24 protein-coding genes are annotated in these 26978 nt (G+C 50.7%); 9 read left to right on the top strand and 15 right to left on the bottom strand.

The window, feature by feature from the left end; genetic code table 11:
- Nucleotides 1-18: 18 nt before the first annotated feature.
- On the top strand, nt 19-1176 hold the full coding sequence (locus PY479_RS11890; RefSeq protein WP_275483908.1) for an MFS transporter: 1158 nt from the start codon (nt 19-21) through the stop codon (nt 1174-1176).
- A 64-nt stretch (nt 1177-1240) separates the two neighbouring features.
- Here PY479_RS11890 and PY479_RS11885 read toward each other — a convergent pair whose 3' ends face one another.
- The gene (locus tag PY479_RS11885) at nt 1241-1969 is read right to left on the bottom strand and encodes a LytTR family DNA-binding domain-containing protein (RefSeq protein ID WP_212595232.1); all 729 of its coding nucleotides are present in this window, start codon (nt 1967-1969) and stop codon (nt 1241-1243) included.
- Between the two features lie 7 nt (nt 1970-1976).
- Nucleotides 1977-3629: a sensor histidine kinase gene (locus PY479_RS11880; protein ID WP_275483896.1), complete on the bottom strand. Its 1653-nt coding sequence runs from the start codon at nt 3627-3629 to the stop codon at nt 1977-1979.
- Between the two features lie 253 nt (nt 3630-3882).
- Between PY479_RS11880 and PY479_RS11875 the strand changes: the two genes are divergently transcribed.
- Nucleotides 3883-4527: a MarC family protein gene (locus tag PY479_RS11875; protein ID WP_275483895.1), complete on the top strand. Its 645-nt coding sequence runs from the start codon at nt 3883-3885 to the stop codon at nt 4525-4527.
- 6 nt (nt 4528-4533) lie between these two features.
- On the opposite strand, the gene PY479_RS11870 is transcribed toward PY479_RS11875, so the two are convergent.
- Entirely contained in the window at nt 4534-5352 is an 819-nt protein-coding gene (locus tag PY479_RS11870) for an SDR family oxidoreductase (RefSeq protein WP_212595234.1), read from the bottom strand.
- Nucleotides 5353-5551: 199 nt separating this feature from the next.
- Here PY479_RS11870 and PY479_RS11865 point away from each other — a divergent pair, with 199 nt between their 5' ends.
- Together PY479_RS11865 and PY479_RS11860 are read left to right on the top strand one after the other, a co-directional pair.
- Nucleotides 5552-6661 carry a glycerol dehydrogenase gene (locus tag PY479_RS11865; protein ID WP_275483894.1) on the top strand — a complete coding sequence of 370 codons (1110 nt, stop codon included), beginning with the start codon at nt 5552-5554 and terminating at the stop codon, nt 6659-6661.
- Nucleotides 6662-6796: 135 nt separating this feature from the next.
- Nucleotides 6797-7201, top strand: a complete 405-nt coding sequence (locus tag PY479_RS11860; RefSeq protein ID WP_212595236.1) for a hypothetical protein — start codon at nt 6797-6799, stop codon at nt 7199-7201.
- Nucleotides 7202-7248: 47 nt separating this feature from the next.
- Here the strand turns inward: PY479_RS11860 and PY479_RS11855 are convergent, their stop codons facing one another.
- Nucleotides 7249-8649: a DUF945 family protein gene (locus tag PY479_RS11855; protein WP_275483893.1), complete on the bottom strand. Its 1401-nt coding sequence runs from the start codon at nt 8647-8649 to the stop codon at nt 7249-7251.
- Nucleotides 8650-8840: 191 nt separating this feature from the next.
- Between PY479_RS11855 and fumC the strand changes: the two genes are divergently transcribed.
- Nucleotides 8841-10268: a class II fumarate hydratase gene (gene fumC, locus PY479_RS11850; protein WP_275483892.1), complete on the top strand. Its 1428-nt coding sequence runs from the start codon at nt 8841-8843 to the stop codon at nt 10266-10268.
- Nucleotides 10269-10426: 158 nt separating this feature from the next.
- Here the strand turns inward: fumC and PY479_RS11845 are convergent, their stop codons facing one another.
- The 4 genes from PY479_RS11845 to PY479_RS11830 form a co-directional block, all read right to left on the bottom strand.
- Nucleotides 10427-10726 carry a DUF3325 domain-containing protein gene (locus tag PY479_RS11845; protein ID WP_275483891.1) on the bottom strand — a complete coding sequence of 100 codons (300 nt, stop codon included), beginning with the start codon at nt 10724-10726 and terminating at the stop codon, nt 10427-10429.
- A gap of 1 nt (nt 10727) precedes the next feature.
- Nucleotides 10728-12758, bottom strand: coding sequence for a PepSY-associated TM helix domain-containing protein (locus PY479_RS11840; RefSeq protein ID WP_275483890.1), 2031 nt, complete (start codon nt 12756-12758; stop codon nt 10728-10730).
- On the bottom strand, nt 12755-13072 hold the full coding sequence (locus PY479_RS11835; protein ID WP_275483889.1) for a hypothetical protein: 318 nt from the start codon (nt 13070-13072) through the stop codon (nt 12755-12757). The genes PY479_RS11840 and PY479_RS11835 overlap by 4 nt, the downstream gene beginning before the upstream one ends.
- A gap of 106 nt (nt 13073-13178) precedes the next feature.
- Nucleotides 13179-15509: a FepA family TonB-dependent siderophore receptor gene (locus tag PY479_RS11830; RefSeq protein ID WP_275483888.1), complete on the bottom strand. Its 2331-nt coding sequence runs from the start codon at nt 15507-15509 to the stop codon at nt 13179-13181.
- 389 nt (nt 15510-15898) lie between these two features.
- Here PY479_RS11830 and PY479_RS11825 point away from each other — a divergent pair, with 389 nt between their 5' ends.
- A complete protein-coding gene (locus PY479_RS11825; protein WP_212595243.1) occupies nt 15899-17182 on the top strand; it encodes a hypothetical protein in 1284 nt (427 codons plus the stop codon).
- A gap of 437 nt (nt 17183-17619) precedes the next feature.
- On the opposite strand, the gene PY479_RS11820 is transcribed toward PY479_RS11825, so the two are convergent.
- Nucleotides 17620-19380: a DUF885 family protein gene (locus PY479_RS11820; protein ID WP_275483887.1), complete on the bottom strand. Its 1761-nt coding sequence runs from the start codon at nt 19378-19380 to the stop codon at nt 17620-17622.
- Between the two features lie 501 nt (nt 19381-19881).
- Here PY479_RS11820 and PY479_RS11815 point away from each other — a divergent pair.
- Entirely contained in the window at nt 19882-21096 is a 1215-nt protein-coding gene (locus PY479_RS11815; protein WP_275483886.1) for a Xaa-Pro peptidase family protein, read from the top strand.
- A 35-nt stretch (nt 21097-21131) separates the two neighbouring features.
- Here the strand turns inward: PY479_RS11815 and PY479_RS11810 are convergent, their stop codons facing one another.
- The gene (locus PY479_RS11810) at nt 21132-21383 is read right to left on the bottom strand and encodes a hypothetical protein (protein ID WP_275483885.1); all 252 of its coding nucleotides are present in this window, start codon (nt 21381-21383) and stop codon (nt 21132-21134) included.
- 185 nt (nt 21384-21568) lie between these two features.
- Here PY479_RS11810 and PY479_RS11805 point away from each other — a divergent pair, with 185 nt between their 5' ends.
- Nucleotides 21569-22150, top strand: coding sequence for a sigma-70 family RNA polymerase sigma factor (locus PY479_RS11805; protein ID WP_212595246.1), 582 nt, complete (start codon nt 21569-21571; stop codon nt 22148-22150).
- A 129-nt stretch (nt 22151-22279) separates the two neighbouring features.
- Here PY479_RS11805 and PY479_RS11800 read toward each other — a convergent pair whose 3' ends face one another.
- From PY479_RS11800 to PY479_RS11785, 4 genes are all read right to left on the bottom strand, one after another.
- A complete protein-coding gene (locus PY479_RS11800; RefSeq protein ID WP_275483884.1) occupies nt 22280-22942 on the bottom strand; it encodes a DoxX family protein in 663 nt (220 codons plus the stop codon).
- A 33-nt stretch (nt 22943-22975) separates the two neighbouring features.
- A complete protein-coding gene (locus PY479_RS11795; protein ID WP_275483883.1) occupies nt 22976-23734 on the bottom strand; it encodes a putative DNA-binding domain-containing protein in 759 nt (252 codons plus the stop codon).
- The gene (locus tag PY479_RS11790) at nt 23724-24560 is read right to left on the bottom strand and encodes a DUF692 domain-containing protein (protein ID WP_275483882.1); all 837 of its coding nucleotides are present in this window, start codon (nt 24558-24560) and stop codon (nt 23724-23726) included. The genes PY479_RS11795 and PY479_RS11790 overlap by 11 nt, the downstream gene beginning before the upstream one ends.
- Before the next feature lie 75 nt (nt 24561-24635).
- A complete protein-coding gene (locus PY479_RS11785; RefSeq protein WP_275483881.1) occupies nt 24636-25007 on the bottom strand; it encodes a hypothetical protein in 372 nt (123 codons plus the stop codon).
- A 262-nt stretch (nt 25008-25269) separates the two neighbouring features.
- On the opposite strand from PY479_RS11785, the gene PY479_RS11780 reads away from it, so the two are divergent.
- Nucleotides 25270-25845 carry an NTP transferase domain-containing protein gene (locus PY479_RS11780; protein ID WP_275483880.1) on the top strand — a complete coding sequence of 192 codons (576 nt, stop codon included), beginning with the start codon at nt 25270-25272 and terminating at the stop codon, nt 25843-25845.
- A gap of 12 nt (nt 25846-25857) precedes the next feature.
- On the opposite strand, the gene PY479_RS11775 is transcribed toward PY479_RS11780, so the two are convergent.
- Nucleotides 25858-26913 carry an XdhC family protein gene (locus tag PY479_RS11775; RefSeq protein ID WP_275483879.1) on the bottom strand — a complete coding sequence of 352 codons (1056 nt, stop codon included), beginning with the start codon at nt 26911-26913 and terminating at the stop codon, nt 25858-25860.
- Nucleotides 26914-26978 lie beyond the last annotated feature (65 nt).

The raw sequence follows: 26978 nt of genomic DNA, 5'->3' as shown, positions 1-26978 counted from the left end.
TCAGTCAGCCGTATCAGAATGCTGACATTAATCGGTACCATTATTGCGCAGTTTGCGCTGGGGTCGGTTTATACCTGGAGTTTGTTTAATGCCGGACTGGCGGATAAGCTCCATGTACCGGTAGATAATGTGGCTTTTTCATTCGGTATTCTCAGCTTGTCATTGGCGTTGGCATCGTCGATTTCCGGCAAAATGCAGGAACGTTTTGGTGTCACTAAAGTGACTATCGCCGCTGGCCTGATGATGGGGGCTGGACTACTGCTTACTGCACATGCCAGCAGCGTCGCCATGTTATACCTGTGTGCGGGCTTTTTGCTGGGGTTTGCCGACGGTACCGGTTATCTGCTGACGCTGTCGAACTGTGTGCGTTGGTTCCCGGAGCGTAAGGGCACGATTTCAGCGCTGTCTATTGGTGCTTATGGTTTAGGCAGTCTCGGGTTTAAATACATCAATTTGTCATTGCTGCAACATGCGGGTCTGAATAATACCTTCCTGTATTGGGGGGCAATTGCCACTGTGATGGTGGTTATCGGTGGTTTGTTAATGACTGACGCTCCTAAGCAGGCCGTCGACAGTCAGCGCCATGCCAATGACTTTACTTTGGCGGAAGCGATTGTGCGGCCACAGTTTTGGATGCTGGCGTTGATCTTCCTGACAGTGTGTATGAGTGGCCTGTATGTTATCGGTGTCGCCAAAGATATTGGCGAACAATATGCCGGTCTGACGTTCTCCATCGCGGCTAATGCGGTGGCAATCATCGCCATGGCAAACCTGGGGGGACGGCTGGTGTTAGGGGTGCTGTCTGACAAAATGCCACGCATTCGGGTGGTATCACTGGCATTGCTGTCCAGTCTGACCGGCATGGCTATCCTGTTATTTACGCCAATGAATATGATGAACTTCTATGTGGCGCTCGGCTGTATTGCATTCAGTTTCGGCGGCACTATCACCGTTTATCCATCGCTGGTCAGTGATTTCTTCGGTCTGAATAATCTCACTAAAAACTACGGTGCGATTTATCTCGGATTCGGCATTGGCAGTTTGTGTGGTTCCATGGTCGCTGCCATGTTCGGCAGCTTTAGCGCCACCTTTACCGTCATTATGGGATTGTTAGCGTTGTCCTTGTTGTTGTCACTACTGATTAAAACACCGGTGCGTGAGCCGCAATTGGCGTAAGTCATTTGATTCACTCTAAGGCACCACTCTTAGCCCCATGCTGCATGGGGCATTTTTTTGCGAGTTATAATCCCATCAATTCGCGAAATTCACGAATTCGGCTGCGACTTACCGGTAGTTGTTCTTCAATGCCCTGCAGTTTTACCAGATAAGTGCTGTTGTACCAGGGGGTGATCTCCTGCACTTTTGTCAGATTGATGCAGTAAGAGCGATGACAGCGGAAAAACTGCTCTGGTGGCAGCTTTTCAATAAACTCACTGATGGTCATCGGCACCAGAAACTCATCATCGGCAGTAAATACCTTGGTTTGTTTCTCTGCCGCTTCGACATAATAGATAGTACTGGTATCGGTGACACAGATACGTTCACCCTTGTATAGATTCACGGTGTTGCTACGTGATATTGCGGTGGTTGCCGGTGGTGCCGTGGCCGCTTCAGTGGTGGCTTCTAATTTTTGCAATACGCCTTGAATACGGCTTTCATTAAAGGGTTTCAAAATATAATCAAAGGCTTCAATCTCGAACGCTTCAGCGGCAAAGTCCTTATGTGCCGTGGTAAATACGATATAGGGCTTTTTGGCAAATTGGTGGATATTGCGCGCCAGTAACATGCCATCAATCGACGGCACATTGATATCGAGAAATGCCACATCCACCTGCTGTTGTTGCAGGTACTTGAACGCATCCAGGCCATCCTCAAAGGTGGCGACCACTTGCAGTTGACTGTGTTTCTGAATGATATACAGCAGCTCTTCCATCGCCAGCGGTTCATCTTCCACAATAATCGCTTTCATATTGACTTCACTGTTGCTGAGTAATGCTAAAAGAGACTTCGGTTCCGGGGTCGCAGCGACGGATTGTCAGCCCATGGCCATACATCAGTTTAACCCGTTCATGCACATTCATCAGCCCGATATGGTCACTCGGCACTTTATCGTTATACAGGCCGTCGATGATCGCCGCATCGATACCTTTACCCGTGTCGCGCACGCAAATGAGCACTTGCCCAGCCTGTTGTTTTACTGAAATGGTCACTTCACCATTACCGCGTACCGGCTGAATGCCGTGCAAAATGGCATTTTCCACCAAGGGTTGCAGTAACAGCCCGGGCACTTTGAGGTGCACATCATCTACATCAAAGGTTACCGTCAGCTTTTTGCCGAAACGGGCTTTTTCAATAGCGACGTAGTCGCGGACCTGCTCCAGCTCTTCCTGAATATCGATCAGATCTTCGTTGCGTTTAAGGTTATAGCGCAGAAAATCCGCCAGATTGGAAATCAGCTGTCGGGCCTCGTCAGGTCGCAAGCGGATCAGGGAAGAAATGGCATTGAGGCTGTTGAACAGAAAATGTGGATTGATCTTGTTCTGCAGTGCCGAAAACTCAGCCTTGGCGGCCATCTGCTTGAGCTGATCGCTGCGGGCGGCTTCAATTTGCGTGGAAATCACGTGTGATAAGCCAATCGCCATCTCTTTCAGGGAATCGGTGATGCGGCCTTCGTGACAGTAATAGATCTTCAGCGTGCCGGTGACTTTATTATTTTCGGTTAAGGGGACAATCATCAAGGAGTGAAAATCGGCGTAGTCGATACCGTTGTTAATGATAATGCGCCCACTGCTTACCGCCTTACGGGTGACCTCGCTCATGCCATGATAGTGGCGCCAGTAGTCGGCTTCGGCATGACCCACATAGGCCAGCACGTTGTCGGTATCGGTAATGGCAACCGCATCGGCGTCGATATGTTCGCGGATAATGCGACAGACATTGCGCAGCCCTTGGCGGTTGTTTTCGCGGAAAAAGGGCAGGGTGCGGTTAGCAATATCCAGCGCTAACTTAGCGTGCTGCCCGGCGATGCGTTCTTTTTCATCGTCGAGATTTTGCACCAGTTGCACAATCAATCCGATACAGATGGTGCCGAAGATCATCGGGAAGGCGATGACACTGACAATATTCCAACCGAGCTGTGTTTGCGGTGCCAGTGTCACGATCAGCAGCATGGTCAAGCCTTCACACAGCATGCCGCCAATAATGCCCCACAACCACAAACGTTCGCGTTTGCAGCGGAAATACATCCAGGTTGACAGCAAACCCGCGGTGACACTGGTAATCAGGCAGGGGATCGACGTCGGGCCATCGATGTCGATCAGATACCGATGAATACCCGAGATAATGCCCGCGGGAATGCCCACCGCCGGACCAAACAACAGGCCACCAGAGATAACGGCGATAATGCGGACGTTAACCAGCGAGCCTTCCACATGAATGCCGGTATAGGTACTGAATACGGCAAAAAAAACAAATAACAGCGATACCAGCGCCAGTTCCCAGGGGTGACGATCTTTTTTCTGAAAAATCTGCTGGAAGCGCCGGCTGCGGGTGAGCATAAACAACGCCATCAACATCAATGCTGCCCGTTCCAGTACTGCCAGCAACATCATCAACTGCTCGGAATACACCCTTAACCCCCATGCGCTAACGCGGCGTGCACTGCGGCGCACCTTGATTTGTGGTTATTACAAGGCGGTAGATTAACACGCACTGAACTACAAAAACATGGCTAGCCATGGCGTTGCGGGGTAATGACAGCCTGTTCGGCCTCGTTTGTTGAAGCGGTGTCTGAGGTCTGGATTTTTTGTGGTGACAACGGCTGAAAAGCTGTGGACGGCTTGCTACCATAGCAACTCTGGCCGTTAAGGATATTGACCACAGATGGAAGCGTTATTTCTGCATTTTGCCACAGCGTTTATGGCCTTTTTCGCCATTATGAACCCGATTGCCAATACGCCCGTGTTTCTGGGGCTCACCGAAGGCATGAGTTCGCTGCACCGGGTGGCCATTGCTCGCCGGGCGGTGATCCAGGCATTTATCATCGTGCTGGCATTTGCGGTAGCGGGCAAAATGATTTTCGGCTTATTCGGGCTGAATATGGATGCCTTTAGAATTACCGGCGGCTGTTTGGTCTTTCTGATTGGCATCAATATGTTGCAGGGTAAACAATCCCGTATGCACCATCCTCATAGTCTGGATGCGTCGTTGGCAAGTGAAACCAATGAAGATGATCCGGCCACTTTCCCGTTGGCGATGCCGATGCTGGCGGGGCCTGGCACCATTACGACTGCAATGAACTTGTCGGCGGACGGTGGACTCACCAACATCAGCTTTATCATTCTGGCGTTTGCACTGCTGTGTGGTATCACCTATCTGGTGTTTATCTTCGGCGAACGTTTTATCCGCTATATTGGCCGGTCGGCGCTGGGGGTGATCACCCGCCTGATGGGGCTGATTGTAGCGGTGATCGGCACCGGCATGGTTATCGACGGCATTAAACATGCCTTCGCGCTGGGTGGCAGCTAAACCCTATCAGGGCTGACGTCCACGGAACGTGTCCATGGTGTGGTAAATCCCCAGCCAATCGCCAACTACCTTGTCAAACCAGCGTTGGGGTAACAGTCCCTGTAACAGCGGCAACAGATACAGCAAGCGCGGCATCTTCAAGATAATCTTGTCGCGCTGAATCGCCTTGACGATGCGTTTGGCGACTTTATCGGGTTTGAGGATCGGTAATAGCCGGGACTGCACCCCGGCAAACATGCCGGTATTGATGTAATAGGGCATCACCGTGGTCACTTTTATCCCGGTATGCTGCTGCATCATTTCCAGCCTGAGTGAATCAGACCAGCCCACCGCCGCCCACTTACTGGCACAGTAGACCGACATGCCAGGATTCGACACCAGTGCTGCGGCCGATGCGATATTGACGATATGTCCGCTACCTGCAGTACGCATCTGCGGCAGCAGTGCCCGGCACAGTTGCATCGGCGCAATCGCGTTGACCGCCATAGTGCGTTCAATCTCGGCGTCGGAATAGTCAGTAAACTGTTTGCCGACAATGATGCCAGCATTGTTGACCAAGATATCAATCGTGATACCCGCGACATGCATCTGTTGCAGGGCTTCGCGCATCTGCGCTGACTGGCTGATATCCACTTGCCAACCACAGATCCGTTCCTGCCCAAAGTGGTGTCGCAATGAACTCATGGCTTGTTGCAATGCCTTGGCGTTGATGTCCCATAAGACCACTTTAGCGGCGCCTTCTTTGGCGAAGTGTTGGGCCATCAATAATCCAATCCCGGAAGCTCCGCCAGTAATCAGTACCGATCGCTGTTTAATTTCCGTCATCGCCCAATCTCCGCAACACTTCCTGCCATTAATGCTAGTTGAGACAAGCGGTTAACGCGAGTAAAGCCACAGGCGGCAAGTTACTTTGCCACAATTATTTTGTGCTTAATTAGCTAAAATTTAAGCTGATATTAATTTATGAGAGTATGATGTGTGTCACAAAATAAAGGGACGCAACATTTAGACTCTCGGAGGAGATATGACCATTACCCCGCGCACTGTAACCTCACCTAAAAAGTTTATCATCGGCAAAGGTCTGCTTGGCCAAATGCAGGACTATGTTAAGGATTTCGGTGATAACGCTTTTATCATCAGCGATGAATTCATTCTGAATCGAGTAAAAGATGAGGCGGTCAGCAGTTTGACCGACGCCGGCATTAAATCGGCTGTCGAAAAATTTAATTACGAATGTAGTGAAGCTGAGATCAAACGTCTCGGTGCTTTGGCAGAACAGCAACGTGCTAACGTGATTGTGGGCGTGGGTGGCGGTAAAACCCTGGACTCCGCTAAATCTGTTGCATACTACCATAAACTGCCAGTGGTACTTTATCCGACAATCGCATCCACCGATGCGCCTTGTACCGCGCTGGCGGTAATCTACACGGAATCTGGCGAATTCGAACGTTACCTGTTCCTGCCACAGAATCCTGATGCGGTGATTGCCGATACTTCCATTCTGTGTGCGGCTCCGGCTCGCTTCTTTGCGGCGGGTGTTGGCGATGCGTTGGCCACGTACTTTGAAGCCCGTACCTGTTATGCCGCTGACGGCGTGAATTTGGTGTTGAAAAAGCCGTCACGTACCGGCTTGGGTCTGGCCAAATTATGTTTTGAGCTGCTGAGCGAAAACGTTGAAGCCGCCATGGATGCTGTCAGGAACAAGATTGTCACGCCAGCGTTGGAACAGACCATTGAAGCCACTATTTATCTGAGTGGTGTCGGGGCGGAAGCGGGTGGCCTGGCATGCGCTCACGCAGTCAATAACGGTATGTCTGCAGTCCCCGATCTGCACCGTGCTCAGCATGGCGAGAAAGTGGTATTTGGTCTGTTAACTCAGCTGGTGTTGGAAAATGCACCTAAAGCAGAAATTGATGAAGTGATCCGTATCATTAAGGTGGCAGGTTTACCGCTGACCCTGGCCGATATGGGGCTGAAAACCTTCGTTGAAGCCGAGTGGCGTAATGTGGCCAAAATTGCCTGCGCCGAAGGTGACACCATGGGCAATATGACCATGAAACTCAGTGAGGACGATGTCTATCAGGCGATGATTGCCGCCAATGCCCTGGCTGAACGTTATAAAGCTCAGGAATAACCAAAAATTCAAATAAAATCCCCGTCTTAGTGCGGGGATTTTTTTATCCGCCATCATCGAATGAGCTAAAATTAACGCATCCTATGTGGGTTAACTGACCAGGATGGTCATAAAGGTGTATCTAAGGAGAATGAGTTGAAAAGGATATTATTCACAGCAGTTTTACTGCTGAGTTCTGGTCTGAACTCCGGCGGCGCGTATGCTAACGGCAATAATAGTCTCAACAGCGAACTAGGGCATTTTTCGGGTGGGGTGCTCTCATCCGGCGCAATCACTGCCCTGAGCCACTATTATTTGCCACAACAAAACCGCCGTTGGAACGGGTTCTGGTTGCCGACCGCCGTCAGCACCTTAGCCGAGTTTCGTGAATATTCCGTGGGTGACAATACGGCCGGCGAAGCGTTGCTGGATGCGTCTGCATTTGCTGTCGGTGCAATGTTAGGTAGTCTGGTGACAGATAAATACCTGCTAGCACCTGTGGTAAAAAATGAAGCTGAAGGTGGGCGTTTTGTCGGCGTCAATCTGGCATTCAGCTTTTAACGGTGTAGAAAAAAATCCCTGCCGAAGCAGGGATTTTTTTCTAGTGACTACGGTACTAATGGCAGCGATTTGCCATTAATATTCGCGATCCCTTGCTGCAGTGATACTTGACTACCGTATCCATTTCCCTGTTTTACGATAAAGCCCGCAGCTGCGAGTTGTTGCAGTATTTGCGCAGATTTTTCGTCTAGGAACTGCTGACGTTCTGCGGCAGAGGCGGCCATGACGCTCGGATTTTTAGCGAGTTGCTCAGTCAGGACCCATTTCGAAAATTCTTTAGCAACGCCTTCATCCATCGACACCTGAGAGTCTGCTTTCAGATGTTTCAGCCAGAACTGCTGATGAGTTAAATCCTGGAAAGTGACATTTGCGACATCTTCCACTGTACTTTTCAGTACGCCGGAGAATTTACCTTCGGGTAACCGACCACTGATATCGGTGATATTGATTTCGGGTTGTTTTGCCAATAATTCGGGAGCCTTTTGCGCTATAAACAGGAGTAACTGATTGGCCTGTTCTTTCTCTGAATAGTCTTGACTAAACAGCTCATGAGCAAATTCTTGATATTCCTGCATAACTGCCTGACTGATATGATTCACTTCCAGGGTTAATTGCAGATCTGACGCTTTGTAATCGGGTAGGGTGATTTCGCCCAACGCATATTTTACCGTGGTATCGCCAGTATCATTCTGTTCATCTACTTTTGTTACCGCAGTCAGTTCCAGCGCCTTTAAGGTCGCCGGAATACTGGTAATGCTTGCCAGAGTCATGCTGAATTTGCCATTGTAAAAGCGCCTGCTTATCAAGGTCGCAAGATCTCCTTGTAAATTGGCATTCACCAATAGCTCATTCGCCGTACCATTCAACGCCGCCTCTTGTGTTGAGGACACGACTACCTTGGCAACTTTTCCTTGATAGCGCAGATGGTCTGCCTGACAACTCGCGTGTGACTGGTAGCCACTAAAGTTGATAACTGCGTCAGAATCAGGAAGATGAAACGTTAGTGCCGGCACCGTTTCTTTGATCGAGACGGTATTGCCTAAAGTGTTGACTAACGTCATTTGGTACAACGGACTTGTTTCATCCCATTGCAGCCATTGCCGTAATTTGCCAGCACTGATCTGTACCTCGGAATATGACCAGCCGATGAAGGCACTCTCGACAAACAACAGCGGGCCAAATTTGCTATGCACATGAATGTCGGTGGTTAATTGTGGTAACTGGGTATGACCGTAGGTCCCGAGCACTAACTGTAATTGTAATTCACTGTCCTGACTGAACCAACGTTTGTCAGTACTGATAATCGCCAGTTTGTAGGCTGGATTCTTGTTGATTTCATTAACAATATTGTGGAGTTGTTGTTGGTAATTGTTGCCTATTACTTTGGGGGCAACCACAGCAGCCCCGGCTAGGATGACCACCAACATTGCAAATAACAGCTTTTTCATCTGAAGTCCTTTTCCCAAATCACTGAATGTTGTGGTCTGTATCATACTGGTATTTATATTCGTTACAGTTGGGTTACTGGTGAAAACTATGTAACCAGACGTTTTCTATACTGTTTTAAGGTGGCACTTGAGTATTTGTGAAGTCACTTATGAGCTTTTCAACATGCCAGCAGATAACCAAGGAGGTAGCGATGACAGCTAACAGCAGAACAGCCGCAGCGGCGCAGCGCGAAGAGAGTGACAGCATGGGTAAAGTCTCAGTGCCAGCAGCGCATTATTGGGGCGCTCAGACGCAACGCAGCATTGAGAACTTCGGCATTGGTGGCGGCCAGCGCTTTAGTTTTCCACCAGTTTTTATCCGCGCTTACGCCATTTTGAAAAAAAGTGCCGCATTGGCGAATCGGCAGCTGACACTGCTGACGCCTGAGCTCGCCGACGCGATCGTTGCCGCGGCAGATGAAGTCATTGCCGGGAAACTGCCACAAGAGTTTCCGCTGGTGGTATGGCAGACCGGCAGTGGTACTCAGACCAATATGAACTTGAATGAAGTGTTGGCGGCGCGCGCCAATGAACTTCTGACTGGCCAGCGCGGCGGCAAAGTGCCGGTGCATCCTAACGATCATGTCAACAAAGGCCAGAGCAGTAATGACACCTTTCCTACCGCCATGCATTTGGCCGCGAGTGATGCGTTGGCACATCAGTTAATGCCGGTGATGGACAACATTATCGCGGAACTTCAGCAAAAAGCCGCGGACTGGCAGTCGCTGATAAAAATTGGCCGCACGCATTTGCAAGATGCAACACCGCTAACCTTGGGGCAGGAGTTTGCTGCGTTTGCCGCACAATTGCAGTTTGCCAGAACAGTTCTTAAGCAAGCGCTTAACGGTACGTTGGCATTACCCATCGGCGGCACTGCGGTCGGCACCGGGTTAAATACCCATCCACAGTTTCCAGCGTTAGTGGTGCAGTACGCCAGCGATAACTTGGCGTTGCCGCTACGAGAAATGGACAATAAATTTTTTGGACTTGCGGCACATGAACCGCTGGTTCAGCTCTCTGGTGCGCTGAAAACCACTTCAGTGGCCGCGATGAAACTGGCTAATGATATCCGCCTGCTCGGTAGCGGTCCGCGCTGCGGTCTTAATGAATTATGGTTACCTTCCAATGAGCCAGGCTCCAGCATCATGCCGGGGAAAGTCAATCCAACTCAGTGTGAAGCGCTGTCGATGGTATGTTGTCAGGTAATCGGCAATGATGCCGCCGTGACCGCTGGTGGCATGCAGGGGCATCTGCAGCTTAATGTATTTAAGCCGCTCATCATCCACAATGTGCTGCAAAGCATACAGTTACTGACCGACGCGCTGGCGAGCTTTCAGCAACACTGTTTAGTCGGAATAGTGCCAAACCAAGCGCAATTAGCGCATAACCTCAATCATAGTCTGATGCTGGTAACGGCGCTGAATCCGGTTATCGGTTATGACAAAGCGGCGCAGGTAGCCAAGAAAGCCTTGGCAGACAATATCAGCTTGCAGCAAGCAGCGGCACAACTGGGATTCCTGAGCAAAGAGGCGTTTAATCAAGCTGTACGGCCAGAGCAGATGTTGGCCCCAAAAGCCTAGTAAAATGCTAACAACGGTGCCTCGATTAGCGACCCGATAGCTGGGAACTCGCAGTGGAGCAAAACAACATAACGGCTACCGCAGCGTGCCATAAAACTTGGTTGACTCATGGACAATTGCAGCAATGATGTGCGTCCATGAGTCATCGTTGTGATTAGTTAATGCTTGAGTGACAACACTACCAAACCCAATATCTGGGGACGATAAGTCAGCAATAAAATCACCGTCGCTAATGCGGCGGTGAGCGTAACAACCCAGCCCACAAATGCGAGTGTGGGCTCGCCTTGCTGCAGACCCAGCCACAGCGAAATCAACAGTAAACCCCAGCCACCAGCTGTCAGCAGACGTGTATGCCCCTTAGGCAGACTTTGACCAATCACTTTTGAGGCGTTACGGCCGGTACAGATGCAGAGCAAATTAAAACCCAGTAATGCCAGCATAAATGACAGTAACCACATCTTAGACTCCTTGGTTATGGGGGGTTAGCGGCGCATCTTTTTCATCTGTCGTAGCGATTGCACGGCTGCGGATTTTACTGGCGGTATAGCATAGTGCTATGCCAAGCCCCAATGTCGTAAGGTCGACGCCTGCAACGGCATATTGCCCCCGAGAGATGCTCTGCCATATAAAGGCTCCACCGCTGATGCCGTTTAGCACTGGCATTGCTGCCAATAACACGCCCGCCAGCCATAGCTGTTCTTTCCAGGCTGCACCATAGGGGCGAATAACCGCGTGGATGAATGCCAGTAGCCACACACCAAAAAAGCTATAGATCTCCAGTTGTTGACGGCCATCCATTGCCGCGGGCACTAGCCGATTGGCCCAAAAATACCCGCCGAGTGCGAGTATTAAGCCAGCGACTGCGGCGACATTGAGCCTTTGCACCAGTCGATGGCCTGTGGGTAAATAACCCAATTGTTGTTGAGTTTTTTCCCTTGCTACCAGCCACATGGCTAAGCCAGAGGCTATCATCAGACAACCTAAAACACCGCTTAAAAACAACAAGCCCCGCACTAACGGATTGGCAAATAATCCCATGTGTGTTGCCGTCATAAAGCGCCAGATGAACGCTGTATTGGAGTGGGACTGCGACGTCCCGGTCAACAACTCGCCGGAGATGCCATTATAGTTCAGCGTCTGCAGGCTGCTGCGACCACCAAACAGCTCACCCTTCAAGGTTGTCACCGCAACATTTACATCGACTTTCCCAGGATTATTAATGGTGACACTGCTGATCCCTTCCGGACTGCGATTGCGCGCATCGGCGAGGATTTCACTTAGATTCGGCAACGGTGCTTGAGCGGCAGGTGCCACAAATCCGGCATCGGGTCGTTTTCCGCGAATGTCACGCATAAAACTGCCGATATCACCGTCATAGTTGGCACCTGCCACCATCGGTAGCAATTGCCCCGCTACCAACAATAATCCTGAGAACGTGAAGATCAGGTGAAATGGCAGCGCTGCAACACTGCTGGCAGCATGACCATCGAACCAGGAACGCTGGCCTTTAGCGGGTCTAAATGAGAAAAAGTCTTTGAAGATATTACGATGAATAATGACTCCAGTGATGATGGCCACAAACATAAACAGTGTGGCAATACCTACAATAGTGCGGCCAAGGCCCCGTGGCATGCCGTAAAGTTGATAATGGAATTGATAGAGAAAGTTGCCGCCGGCAGTTTCCCGAGCATGGAGTTGGTTGCCCGTCGCAGGATCCATCAGCAGCTGGTGCATACCTCTAGCCCCATTGGCCTGATGTCGTTGTTGCTCACTAGCCACGCGGTTTCCCTCAGCCTGGCGGTTCGTAGCCCTTGCGGTGTTTTCTCGCTCAGTAAACGCCGCTGTGTTTAGATTGTTGCTGCGAAAAGCGCTGTGCTCAGCATTTGGCTGCTGCATGTTGCTATCAGTTTCGGTATCGTGATTTTTTTCAGCGTGTTGCCAGTAATTGTCACTCGAAGGTCGAGGTTGTTCCGCATCGCTGTCGCGGCGCTCCGGCCTATTGTGCCAAGCGGAACCTTCCGGTTTTATCCTCGCAGACGCAGCGTCAGCATCGGCCTTTTGCCGCTGATGATGGGTGAACTGCGAATGGTCCTGGTTATTGGTGCCTGGGGCTGTTGCAGCGTTGTCAGCGGTTTGTTTAGCATTTTTACCGCCACCACCATCATGGCTGTGACCATCTTGTGCTTCACCTGGATTACGCCAGCGCAGGGTATAGATAGGGTTACGCGGGGTCGGTAGTTCGATATTCCACTGCTCTGCAGCTGGGGCCTGTTGCTGTAACAGTGTCAACGCCCGTTGCAGCCCTAAGCCATTATCATGAATTGAGGCCTGCTGGATTTCTGGCTGCATCCAGTTGGTGAGCTCTTGCCGATAAAAAGACAAGGTACCTGTGACAAAAATCGCAAACAGTAGCCAGCCCATCAATAAGCCGGTCCAGGTATGCACCCAAGTCATTGATTTACGAAGACTACGTGGTTGATCGAAGTTCATGCTACACCTCCAACCGGTAATAACCACAACATTAAACCGGCAATGGCAGACGGAACTGCCAGACCGAGTGTGGCACGCATGATGGTGCGGGCCTGGAACGCATAAATGACGGCTAATAGCTGCACAATAAATCCAAGCATCAAAGCGCTCATCGTGGCGTCAGCACTGGTCATGGGGAAGGTTTTTGCTATCAACATGCCAATAATACTGGCAACGGCATAGCCGCCTGGGCCTGCAAGCAAGCAGCGTAAACTAATGTTCAGCCAAGGAGTCCGGTCAATGCTTCCTTGATGAGATGTGGCGGATGTGGACATGGCATCTTCTCGTAATTAATTAAAAATTTATTAGAAATTTTCTACGTTCAGCAAACCGCACTCCACGGAGTGCGGTCAGCATCAAGTGCTAATTCACTGCTACAAATTAAAAGGAATATGTCGCCGAGGCATAGTAAGCCCGCCCCGGTTCGTTGTAGGTATTCGCCCCCTCTGATGCCCCGGTCGATTCTCGGAATAGACGGCGGTCAGTCAGGTTATTGATACCAAAGCCAAAGCGCCATGAATCGTTAAGGCGATAGTTGCCTCCCAAACTGAGCAAGCTGTATGGGTCTCGCTCTCGCAGATAGTCGCCTTCAGCGGCTGCTCCGGTGAAGGTAATCGTTTGTGGCTTTTGCTTTCCGTAGCGCGTCCAGGTGAATGACAACGTCAGATCATCCGTCGCTTCCCAGTCGAGCATGGAGTTAATGGTGTAGCGCGGGATGACAGACAGTGGTTGACCGGTATCTTCATTCCGGTTTTTATTCATATATGTCACATTGGTATTCCAGCTCAGGGTTGCACCATGTTCCCCAATTAGCGGTACTTTCAGGTTTCCTTCCACCCCTTCCACAATGGCCTTGGAGGCATTGGTCCACTGCAATAGATATGCGCCGGATTCTGTCTCACCATAAGGCACCATTCCGGAAACAATTTTGTTGTCATAATCATTACGAAAATAGGTGACACTGACATTCCAGCCTACATACTGGTATTGCAGTCCCAACTCTTTATTGATGCTGGTTTCCTGTGCCAGATTATCATTACCTAAGATGTAGCAGCCGCTACCTTGACTCGGATAATCGTTCGGGCAGCCAGTGCCACGGGTGTAGTACAGATAATTGGGATTAGATTGATACAGATTGGGTGCCTTAAATGCCTTGGCAATGCCAACTCGGAGTGTCAGGTCGTCAGTTAGCTCGTAAGCACTACTGAGATAAGGGCTCCAGTTATTGCCAAACTGATCATAGTGATCTAATCGCAGCCCCGCCGTCAGCATCCATTTATGGGTCAATTCAATGTTATCTTCAGCATAAAGCGCCTGGTATTTTGCTTCAGACTTGCCATCCCGATCGCTATCGCTGATCCCCTCGATGCTGCCGCCTCCGGAGGTAGTTTGCGATGTAGAATAAGGGTCATCTAACTTATCCTGACCGATTTCGAACCCAACGGTAGTGTTGTAGGCACGGTGCCATCGTTTAAACGGCACACTCGCGCTTCCAGTTAACAGTAAGGTTTCATAAGTTGAGGTGGACCAGCCACTGTCGTTAATGCTGCCTTCGACGCCGCCAACTAAACCTTCATTCATTCGGTAGTTGCGGGTATTTTCGTATGAGATGCTGAGGTTGGTATCACCCCAATCCCAGCTACCGCGATGGCTAATCGCACCGCTACTGCGATACATAACATTAGTTTCAGCCCCTTCATTCGCAAGGTCGGTCAAGGTTGTGGAGCCATTGCTATTTACCGCACGGTCACCGGAGTAGATATTGCCCTGACGGCTATACGATGCCTCAAATTCAACAACTTGTTGTTTGTTGGCATCCCAGCGGAGTAAGCCGCTGATATCTTTATTGCGTACACCTTCTCGGCCCGCGGGGGCGGTGGCGGTATCGCTGGTGGCGTATTTGGCGTTTAACAGCGGGCTGTCGGCATCAGTTTTATTGATATTGCCGTAAGTCCGAAATGACAGATTGTCGGTTACGCCACCGGAGAGATTGAATCCAGCGCGCTCACTGCTGCCCTCAAGGTCATCTTCGGGCTGGCTGGTATAAAGATTAACCGATCCCTTCCAGGTTTTTGTGGGCGCTTTGGTGATGATGTTCACTACGCCTCCCGATGCGCCGGAACCGTAGCGAGCCGCCGCTGGGCCACGCAGGACTTCAATGCTTTCGACCGCTTCCGCTGGCACCCAATTGGAGTCGCCGCGACTGTTACGCTCTCCTGACTTGCCCATGCGCACGGAACTGCGCGATGACACAGGCTTACCGTCGACAAGGATCAGCGTATTTTCTGGCCCCATACCACGCAAATCGATTTGGCGGTTGTTACCATATTGCCCCGAGGCACTATTACCGGTGAGGTTAACTCCGGGCATTTTGCGGATCAGTTCGGACAAATCGTTGGCCGGAGGTCGGCGTTCCAGGTCATCCGCAGTGATAATTGATACACCCAGTGATTGCTTTATCTGCTGTTCTGCAGTGCCAATGACGGTGATTTTTTCAATTTTCTGCTTAGCATCTTTTTGATGCTTTTTGCCCTTGTGGCCGTGATGCTTGTTGTTTTCATTGTCACTGTCACTGCTGGTTGTGCTACTCGTTGTTTGATCAATTACACTTTGATTTTCTGTATGATCTTCTGCCGCAGTGGCCATAGATGCACACAGCGCAATAGTGAGTGCGCTTGCCACTGAGATAGAGGTTGGGACTAGACGAGTCATTAATTACTCCCTTTTAAATATTAATGATAATCGTTATCATCCGTATTCTTAACAAAATAGCGTTTTAATACAATAAAAAAATTGTAAATGAGCGATTGTGTGCTAGTTATTCGATGGTTATAGGTTTTTACGTCGGAAAATTTGGCGTGAGGTCATCTGAAAATACACAAGTCCAGCCGCATGCAAAACGCGATTTTTAGCGAAACTGCAATAACGCATAACACCCATTGTTGCTACCAAAGATTGTGCTCTACCAATCGCGAGAAGGTCATAATTGTTGCGCTGATGCCCATTATTCACTGGGGTAAACCTGTTACAATGGGCCAATTCCCGCGTTTTTGGACTGGTAGCGGGGCCAGGCCAGCGCAGTCCGGGTTTCAGGAAGGTTCATGTCATCGCTGTCATCTCATTTATCCCATAGTCAATTGGCTGGCTGGCTCATATTGGCTACCTGGGGTTTGTATCTGTTGGTACTGGCTTTAGGTTGGCCTCCTTATCTACCGGCACTGGCGGCTTGGTTGGCGATTGGCTATTGCTGGAATGTGCTGAGCCGCTCTGCGCGTAAGCAGTCTGCTATTTTGTTTATTGCCGGAGTGGCGATGCTGATCTGGGGCTTGGCGCATGGGGTTGGCCTGGATATTTTTAATGCTACTACCCGCAACCTGCCGTTGTTGTCGATGTTTGTCGCCGTGTCCTTTCTGGCGCTGACCAATCCTGAGCAGGAAGATCAATCACAGCCGACGGGCAACAAGGGTTTTTGGTCGACGATTCTGTCCTGTCATCTATTGGGCGCAGCGATTAACTTGTCGATTATCTTTGTTGTCGGTGATCGTTTGGTACGCAAGAGTCCGTTGACCGATGAGCAGATCCGCGTATTGATGCGTGGCTTCTGTGCTGGCGCTTATTGGTCACCATTCTTTGTCGCCTTTGGGGTCGCGATGACTTATGCCCCAGGTGCGCAGTGGACCTCTACGTTTCTGCCTGGGGTGATTATGGCGGGTCTGATGTTTGCACTCACATACTTCGAAGCCAGCCGTGGCAATCTGCAGACCTTTCGGGGTTATCCCTTGAAACGCGACAGCCTGGTGATCCCCGGATTATTGGCTGTGGTGGTATTGACGCTGCACAGTTTGTACGAACAGATCAATATTCTGACGATCATCAGCGTTGTGGCGCCGGTGGGAGCTGTGCTGTTTTTACGCGGCAGACCTCGCCGCCAAGTGTTAGTCAATTATGTAGAACAGCGTCTGGCGGGTGTCGCTAGTCAGTTCTCGTTGTTCCTCGCTGCAGGGGTCTTCTCCACCGGAGTGGCAGCGATTATCACTTGTTATCCTGAACTATTTAGTTTTTCCGCCACGCATCTGACCCCGACATTATTCTGGGGTATCAGTGCCATTATGATTTTAGCGGCACTCATCGGGGTGCATCCGGTGGTCAGTGTGTCGCTGGTGGCGCCATTGCTGCTGCCGTTGGTGAGCAACATGAATCAGCTGGCTTTCCTCTATCTCTCCGTCTGGGGTACTGCCACTGCCGTAAGTCCGCTGTCAGGGGTGGGCTTGTCCATGGTGAGCCGCTATAACGCCAGCAGTCGCACTATTTTGCGGCAAAACTGGCGTTACATGCTGGCTATGTGGTTAGCCGCGGGTGGCGTCAATGCATTGTTGTTTGGCTAGACTAGTGATATTGAGTCCCTAAAGATATCAGGGTATCTGTAGGGAAAATCCACAGGCTTTAACTGCGTTGCGCCTCATGCGGAAATAGCTTCTGAAAATCCTTTGTAAGTCCTTTGTAAGATTGGTCATGCGTCATACGCCAAAAATCTCAGTACCGCATATCTGAACCATTTAATATTGCTTATATCGTTGTCGCTATGCCGTCTTGCAAGCATTAGGCTAACTGATAGTTGCAAATATCTGGGATTTGCCACTCCCATAGCTCAATTGTGAAAAGGATGTGTTGTACAGCAAAAGCTTATAACTTCATTGCTCTCTTCTGTATTGCCACGAATCTCTGAACAAGGTAAAAGACGAGGCGGCGGTTTGTGGACATCCATGTCCTTTACGATATTAGGCATCCTGCCCTGAGCTGGCTTCACGGTAACGCGTGTTAATTAATCATCCTGATACGGTGATGGGCCGCCATCGTTAATGAACTGATCAATACGCGCATCTAGCACTTTCATAGGGACTGAGCCAAGTTGCAGCACGGTATCGTGGAAATTGCGGATATCAAACTTGCTGCCCAGCGCAGTTGCTGCTTTGGCGCGATTTTTTTCAATATCCATTTCACCGAGATAATAAGACAGTGCCTGCCCTGGCCATGCAATATAACGGTCAACTTCGGTAGTGACTTCATGTACTGACAGTGCCGTATTATCCAGCATAAAGTCTTGGGCCTGCTTGCGTGTCCAGCCTTTGGCGTGGATCCCGGTATCCACGACCAGTCTTGCTGCCCGCCACATCTGGTAGCTCAACATGCCGAAAATTTCGTATGGCGTGTGGTAGATGCCCATCTCTTCACCCAGTTTTTCACAGTAAAGTGCCCAGCCTTCACCATAGGCAGAAATATAATAGTTGCGGCGAAACTCCGGCAGGGCTTTGTTCTCAGCCGCCAGTGGCATCTGGAACGCATGTCCGGGCGCAGATTCATGCAGCGTCAGCGCTGGCAGTGAGTACAACGGCCGCGATGGCAGATTGTAAGTGTTAACCAGATAGATCCCTGGGCCCCCACGACCGCCAGTGTAGAAGGGGGCTAAGTCATCCGGAACTGGCACAATTGCAAAGCGACGGCGTGGCAGCCGGCCAAACCAGTCGCCAGCGACTGCGTCAAATTCCTTGGCAATCCAGGCGGCGCGATCCAGCAGCGCTTGCGGAGTTTTGACATAAAATTGCGGGTCGGTGCGCAGGAAATCCAGAAAGGCTTTCAGGTCGCCTTTAAAACCCACCTGTTGCATGACCTGATGCATCCGCTCACGGATCTGGGCGACTTCATCCAGACCTATCTGGTGGATCTCATCGGCAGTTAAATCCAGTGTGGTGTATTTCTCAATCTGGGATTTATAAAAGGCTTTGCCATCAGGCAGGTCGCAGGCTGCCAAGGATTTTACCGCTCCTGGGATGTATTCCTTACGCAGAAAGCTCAGCACTTGTTGGTGCGCCGGGATCACATAATCGCTCATGGCTTTGAGGCCTGCGGCCTGCAGTTGGGTCTGCACCTCTGCCGGTATTGTGTCGGGCATTTTGGTAAAAGGTTTGAAAAACACGTTGTCTGCCGGTGTGGCAGTGGCAACGGATTCTGCGGTGGCATCACGGCCCTGCAAGGTAATTTGCGGCAGGGTAAAGCCACGCTGTAAACCGGCGCGCATATTATCAATGTTTTGCTGGAAGTAGCGTGGCATGTCAGCTAACCACTGCAGATAGTGACGATAATCTGCTTCGTTATGAAAGGTCTGATCCGTCATATAGGTGAGATCGCCCCAGAATGAGGTGTCACCAGATAGCGGTCGTTCATAGACTTTGTTTTCAATGTCAGACATTAACGAGCCAATTTGCTCTTTATAAACTGCCAGATTGATTTTATTGGCCGCGGACAGTTTGCTGCTATCGAGCTTGGCGAGCTGCTGTTCGACCTGCTGCCAGTATTTCAAGTGGGCTTGTTGTGTGTTGAAGCTGACATCCGGTAGCGAAGAAGGGACGGTATCCAGATCACTGTCTTCATCGACGCTGTTCTGATTTTGGCGCCATTGCCATTCGGTGGAATAAATTTTTTCAAATTGTTGGTTGGCATCAGCGGCCACGGCGGTGTATACCGGCTGCAACAGTGCACAGGCCGCCAGTAACATCGCACGGGAGCCCACGGCAAATTTCGGCACGTTCCTTCTCCTTGGGTGTTAAATAAAAAATGTATCTATCGTATACGCTATGAAAACCAAAATTAGAATCTTTGTTGTTGGGTGACATCAACCAGCCAAGATGTGCCACCGTTATTGGCAAGTTAGCCGATGCCGGGTTTGGCGAGGCAGATTGGCGTTGCTGGCACTTTCAGCCATCTCATTGTGTGGCTGTCATAGTTGGCAAAAGATTACGGTAACTGACCGCCCATTGCTACTGACGGCGCAAGTGATAGTGTTGCAAACTGTGTGATGACGTGTTGCTGATTTCCAATGCGTGCTGGAAGACAATCGTGGCTAACTGATGCTATTGGTGCCTGGCTGTCTGCTGCATAATGGGCATTGTTTAGTGGTCTCAACCCCAAATGCTCGGTAATTTAACCCGGCTGTCACCGAGATAACATGACAGCCCTGATGGCGGTTGTCTGTTACTGCTGGTGACCGCCTTTGTTATTAATGCCTGCGTACAGGCAAGGAGAATTCATGTCAGACAATGGCATTGGCGGCAAAACCCGCGAACAGGCATTGGCCGCGCTCAGCAACATGACCGCAGATGCAGTGGCAATCAGCCGTGATGAATATCAGGCGCGAATGTACAAAGCGCAATTGTATATGCAGCAACACGATATTGCCGCGCTTTACCTTAATGCCGGCACCAATCTGCGCTACTTTACGGCGCTGGAGTGGGGCACCAGTGAACGGCTGATGGGCGCAATTTTGCCCGCAAAGGGCGATTTACTGTATCTGGCTCCCGCGTTTGAAATCGATACTATCCGTGAACGACAGGTATTTGCGGGTGACATCTTCGGTTGGGAAGAGCATGAAAGTCCTTATGAATTACTGGTGCGAGTACTGGCCAAGCAGGGGATTGTTTCCGGCAAGTTAGCGTTGGATGAGTCCACTGCCTTCTTTATGGCTGACGGTATTGCTAAAGTCGCTGGTGGCCTTAGTCTGATTAATGGCGGTGTGGTGACTGCCCATTGCCGTATGCATAAGTCTGCGGCCGAGATTGCTTTAATCAAACAAGCCATGGCGATGACACTGGAAGTGCATAAAGCCGCCGCCAGTATTTTGCATGAAGGCATCAGCACCACCGAGGTAGAGCAGTTTATTGAAGCTGCTCATCGCAAAGTGGGCGCCTCGGGTTCCTATTTCTGCATTGTGCTGTTTGGCAAAGCCACTTCATTCCCGCATGGCGTTAAAGATCCACAGATCCTTAAAGCCGGTGATATGGTGCTGATTGACACTGGCTGTCGTTTGCAGGGATATCATTCCGACATTACCCGCAGTTATGTGTTCGGTGAAGCGACGGCACGGCAACGGCAGATTTGGCAGGCCGAACAAAACGCACAATTCGCCGCATTTGCGGCAGCAAAACTGGGACTGCCCTGTGGGGCGGTAGATGATGCGGCGCGCGCTTCTTTGCAACAGGATGGTTTAGGCCCAGACTACTGTTTGCCGGGGCTGCCACATCGGACTGGTCATGGTCTGGGGCTGGATATTCATGAGCAGCCTTACCTGGTGCGTGGCAACACCATCCCGCTGGAAACTGGCATGGTGTTTTCTAATGAACCCATGATAGTCGTGCCTGGGGAATTTGGCGTGCGTCTGGAAGATCACTTTTATATGGGTGAGCAAGGCCCAGAGTGGTTTACCCTGCCTAGCACTTCTATTGATGACCCATTCGGTAGACTGTGAGTCAGCCGCTGTAACCGGTGATTACTATCGATGAATTACTGGTTGTCACGGTTCGCCGTGCTTTCGAATAGCGCGGTGACAACCTCGGGTAACTGTGCCGCCATGCCACACTTTTTCAGGCAATGGCGGCATTGGTTACGTTTAGCACAACTCCATAAACACAGTTGCCATAACGCTTGTTTGGATTCCCGATCCAGACACTGTAAATCTGCCGCACAAAGATGCCCAGCCATTATCAGCTCTGCCAATTTGGTGTCACTGATTGCGATATGGATTTGTCTCGCCATCATCATCCTCGCTTGTATAATCACAAATGATAATTATTATCAATTATGATGCAACTTATTGCATTTGCTGTCCAGCTTGCGGAAATTTTGTGAACTGAAACAAATTTTTGGGTGATTAAGCAGAACTGTTGTAAGTAAGTTACCCTTAACAACGACTAATCGAGTAATACAACCGGAAGGATATTGTGGCCCCAGAACTCCAGACGATTGTTGATGATGCATATATGAGTCAACTTAGACAACAGATGCTGAAATTTGCCTGTTTGCAGCTGCGCGATGAGCATCTGGCGGAAGATGCGGTGCAGGAAGCCTTGATTGGCGCGATAAAAAATATCGGTGATTTTCGGCATCGCTCGGCGCTGAAAAGTTGGGTTTTTGGCATTCTCAAACACAAGATTGCTGATGTGCTGCGACAACGGCAGCGACAGTTAGACTTTAGTGAACTCGACGAGACTGAAACGATGCTGGAACAGCTGTTATTTGACAGTCGCGGTCACTGGAACGCCGGCGAGCAACCGCAACACTGGCAATCACCCCAGCAGTCAGCCGTGGATGAAAATTTCTGGCAGATCTTTGAGGCTTGTCTGGAGAACCTGCCGGAAGCACAAGCGCGGCTCTTTATGATGCGCGAGTTTATTGAGTTGGATTCAGAGGAAATCTGTCAGCTCCATGACATCAGCCTTAGCAACCTCTACGTCATGTTGTATCGGGCGCGCTTAAGGTTGCGGGAATGTCTGGAGATTAAGTGGTTTCAGGAGGCGCTATGATACTGAACTGTCGTGAAGCTGCGCGTTTGTTGTCTGAGGCGCAGGAGCGAGAGCTATCCTTAGGCGAGCGGTTAGCGCTACGGTTACATTTGATGTTTTGCGCTGGTTGCCGTAATTTCGGGAAACATGTCAATGTGTTACGTGAGCTTTCACGGCAATATGCGAGTGGTCGTCGGACCGATGGTAAGTAGGGTTAAGCGCGCGGTTGAGCCAGAAATCGATACTGATATAACGGCCAGCGCCATAAAAAAACAGCATTAACAACATCACAAAGTAAGTGACGGTAAATTCAATACCATTTTTCAGGATAGTGATACTTCCGGCTTCAGTGAGTTGTGCATAATCTCCTTGCTGTTGCACTAAGGCGATCACCTGTTGTTTGTGCTCCGCTGCTTGTTGCAACAGATCTTCTCGCCATTCCCAGGGCACCGTAAGCGTGGTTTCCGGCAATACATGCCAGCCGTTCTCCCAATGTGCGGTAACCGCAGCGACCACCATAGTGATCATCAGCGGCATAGAAAAGAGCCGGACACCGATACCCAGCAACAGCGATATTCCACCGATTAACTCAGCGGAACCTGCCAGAATTGCCATCAGCATCGGCGCCGGCATATTCAAGTATTCACTAAAATAATAGGCGGTATCTTCAAGTGCCGCGAGCTTTCCCCAACCTGCCAGGATAAATATCGGCGCCAGATATAGACGTAACAGCAGCAGTCCCAAGAAATCCAGCTGACTTACCCGTTGTGATAACGTGGTCAGGCGTCGATAACCTCGAAGCAAGATTGGCATCTGAACCTCCTGTTAATAGCGCGCCAACGGTCATCATCGCCTTGATGGACAAGGTCGCTGACCGATGACGCCTCGCTCTGACAATTCAGGGAGTAACGCGAGTAGTCCCCGTTGCAATTGGGCCTTAGGCCACTCAGGATAATGGGCGGCAATTTCCTGCAGCCACTGTTCAGTATTGGCCCCCGGATGGCTGCCGAGAATATGTAATGCCTGGCAAAGCAGGGGCGTGATGCTCATAAAGGTGACCTCATCATTCGCATCACGATAGAGCAATAAGCTGGTGGGGGCTTCCGGTGCGTGTAGCGGTTGATATGCCTCACCGATCAGCTGCACTGGAAACGTGTAATTTACCGCAATCGCCGCCGCGCTCAAATATACCGGCGCTGTTAGCGCACCACGCCAAGGCTGAAGCGGCGCAGCTTCACAAGTGGCGACTGCCAGTTCCAGCCATTCGTAGTGCAAGAGTTCCGGCAGAAACGGTTTGTCTGTCAGTCCCTGTGGATAGTGCTGTTGGATATAACTGACAAAGGTTGCCGGAATATCCAGAAACAGCGGACTGCTACAATGGTGTCGCGCAATAAACTCCATGAGTAACGGCTGCCATAACTCCCCGATTAACTTACGACTCAGTGGGAATGTGTTGTTGATAAAACCACTGATATTGTTCGCCACCAGCTCACGATAAACCTGTAACCGTCGCGGATTGAGTCCGTCAGCCACCGGCATCTCTGGTTGGCGCAGTTGTGCGGCAAACTGGTATTGCTGTTCACGAAAGTCGCGGTTAACTGGCATCGCGAACCTCCTCAACCTCGTGCTGATAGGTGGTTATCTGGGCTAACTCTGTCAGTAATTGTGTTAATGGCGGAATATTAAAATCCCGCTCCAGTAATGTCGGTTTGACTCCGTGAATGGCATACGTCTGTTGTAACAGGCGCCACACGGGATCAATAACGCTGGCACCATGTGTATCAATCAGCAAGCCATCGTCTTCGCGGAAGTGACCGGCCATGTGCAGGTAGCCGATCGCGGCGCTGGGCAGCGCCTGAATAAACGCCAATGGATCGTAGTCGTGGTTGCAGGCGTTAACATAGGTGTTATTCACGTCGAGCAGTAATTGACAACCGGAACGTTGTTGTACTTGCAGCAAAAACTCCAGTTCGGTCATTTCGGCACCGGGTGCCAGGTAATAGGAGGCATTTTCCAGGATCAACGGTTGTCGGAGATAATCCTGTACTTGCTGAATCCGTGTCACCACATAAGTCACTGCTGCTGGGGTAAAGGGGATCGGCAACAGATCGTACAGGTGACCATCGGCACTGCAGTAACTTAGATGTTCCGAGTAAATGCTGATTTCATGCTGCTGCATAAAGCGTTTGATTGATGCCAGTAATTCCATATCCAGCGGGTCTGGGCCGCCAATCGACAGCGACAGTCCATGGCAGATTAACGGGTAACGTTCGCTGACCCGCGCCAGTTGCTTGGCGTAGCGCCCCCCCAGTCCTAACCAGTTTTCCGGTGCCAGTTCCCAGAAATCCACTTCAGTGGGTGAGGTGGTTAATACTTCATCCAGCAGTTGTCGTCTCAGACCAAGTCCGGCACCTTGCGGCATTTGCATCATCTGCGCTCCTCTGCGATAAAGTGAATTGGCGAGCGACAAGCCACTCGCCATTGTCGATTAACCGCTGCTACCGGTTCACACGGTTGTCTTTGGATCGGCAGGCTTTTCCTCTTTCTCAGGTTTGGTTTTTTCAGGCATTTTTTTGTTGGTACCACAGGTCGCTTCCTGTTTCATTTTCTGCTCCGCACCACACTTCCCTTCGCCACATTTTCCTTCCTGTTTCATTTTTTGCTGTGGCACTTTGGTGGCTTTTTGCAGCTTTTTATTAGCACCGCAGCTGGCCTCTTCCGTTTTCTTGGCCCCGCAATTACCTTCAGCCGCGACGAGCTGATAGCCACTGCTAAGTTGGGTCATGGCAAATGGATTCGCCAGCGCCTGGGGGCCAACAGTTGCTGCGGTTAAGCCGGTCAGTGCCAGTGCCATAGTAGATACTTTTAACTGATTCATGGGTCTTTCCTCTCGTTGAATGGGGCTGGTACACACCGACAACTCGCAGACGTGTGTTGCTTGCCACCGAGTGGCAGTCTTTGCCTGTACTCGGTGGTCACATTCTTCTGTCGTGGCTACCGCGGAATTTCTTACAACAGACGTGGAAAATTTTGCCGCAATTGCGTGATTAACCTGATTGGCGTGCTATCAAAGGCTTTAAAGTTCAGCCACAACCAGCGAAGATACCGCTAATCTTCAAGGAATTAACTGAGGGACAGAAATGGTAGATCCTCTGGGCATTTTGCTGCTGGCTGCGGGTAAGGGACAGCGATTCAAGGCCGCCGGCGGCGTGGGCAATAAACTGCTGGCACCTTATGCCGATGCGGCAGGTCAGCAGCGTCCTTTACTGGCACTGACGCTGGCACAGGCGGCAGCTTCTGGTTTGCCACTGCATCTGGTGACTAGGCCACAGTCTGAGGCGATTGTTGATCTCGCCCAACAATTTGGTGCAACGGTGACCTTATTGGAAAGCGGCGGCAGCGGTGATTCCATTGCCGCTGGTGTGCAGGCTACAGCGAATTGGCGTGGTTGGCTGGTCGCGCCGGCGGATATGGCGTGGCTCTCGGCAGATGATTATCTGAAGGTTGCCGCCGCGCTGGTGAATGACAATGCTCAGGCACGATTGATGTGGCGGGATATTCCGGGGCATCCGGTGGGATTTGGGCGGGCCTATTTTACCGGGTTATCGGCACTGCGGGGTGATCAGGGCGCACGACAATTACTGTTGCCGCAATACTTGCAGTTACTTCCCGGACATGCGGGGGTGATTAAGGACGCGGATCTGCCACGTCCTTAATCGGTAAAACAATTAAATGGCGCAGCTGGCAGCGTCTTCGCTGATACTTTCCAGCGTGTCCAAGGTGCCCTGAACTACAGGGGCGGGTGTCAGGTGACCAAGATTCTTCACCCGCACAATGTCGGCCATAATCGCTAAAGCGATTTCCGCTGGCGTCTTACTGCCGAGCGCCAGTCCGATAGGGGCATGGATCCGTGCCAGTTCGGCGTCACTGAGTTCGCCAATGCGGATCAGTCGCTCGCGCCGTTTTCCCGAGTTGCGCGCAGAGCCCATTGCACCAATATAAAATGCTGGCGTATTAACCGCTTCCATCATGGTCAGATCATCCAGGCGCGGATCATGGGTTAACGCCACGATAGCAGTGTTGGCATGACAGCCATTTTCTTCCAGATACTTGGCAGGAAACGTCGGCAAAAGCCGCGCACCTTGTGGCAGTTCTGTTTCCAGTTTCTGTAACTGCTCAGCGCGTGGTTCACACAACAACACTTCAAATCCCAGCGCATAACCAAATTCAGCACAGTAATGAGCAACTGGTGAATAGCCTGCCAGCAACAGGCAGGGGGCCGCCGCCATATGGATATCGATGTCAGGATACTGACAACTGATGACGGTGTTACCGGAGTAATCACTGGGGACAATACTGTGGCAGGCATTGGGCAACGTGAGCTTTTTGACCAGCGCCTGATAACCTTGCACCGCTTGCAGTTGTTGGTGCAGATAGTCAACGGTTTGTGTTCCGGCGGGTAAGTATTCGACCAGCACATCCAGAATACCACCACAGGGCAAGCGCACTTCTGGCGCTAGCTCTCCGTCACCATAACGCACTACCTGGCTGGGTTCGGTCCAGCGCCCCGCAGCGATTTGGGTCAAGAAATGGTCTTCTACACAGCCGCCAGACAAAGAGCCACAATATTGGCCATCATGCCGCGCCACCAGCAATGACCCTGGAGAACGTGGCGATGATCCCCAAGTATGTAACACAGTACATAACCAGATAGCATCATGAGTAGCCCAGGCGCTGGCCTGTTGCAGCACTTTGGCATCGAGGGGCTGGGAAGATTGAGACATACATCGGTTCCTGTCAGCGACTAAGCAGAATAACAACTCGCCGCTTAGCTTAGCGATTGATGAAA

The sequence above is a fragment of the Shewanella sp. A32 genome, assembly GCF_029167175.1.
Classification (GTDB): domain Bacteria; phylum Pseudomonadota; class Gammaproteobacteria; order Enterobacterales; family Shewanellaceae; genus Shewanella; species Shewanella yunxiaonensis.
The sequence above is the reverse complement of the archived record's forward strand: the minus strand, read 5'-3'. Positions and strand labels throughout refer to the sequence as shown.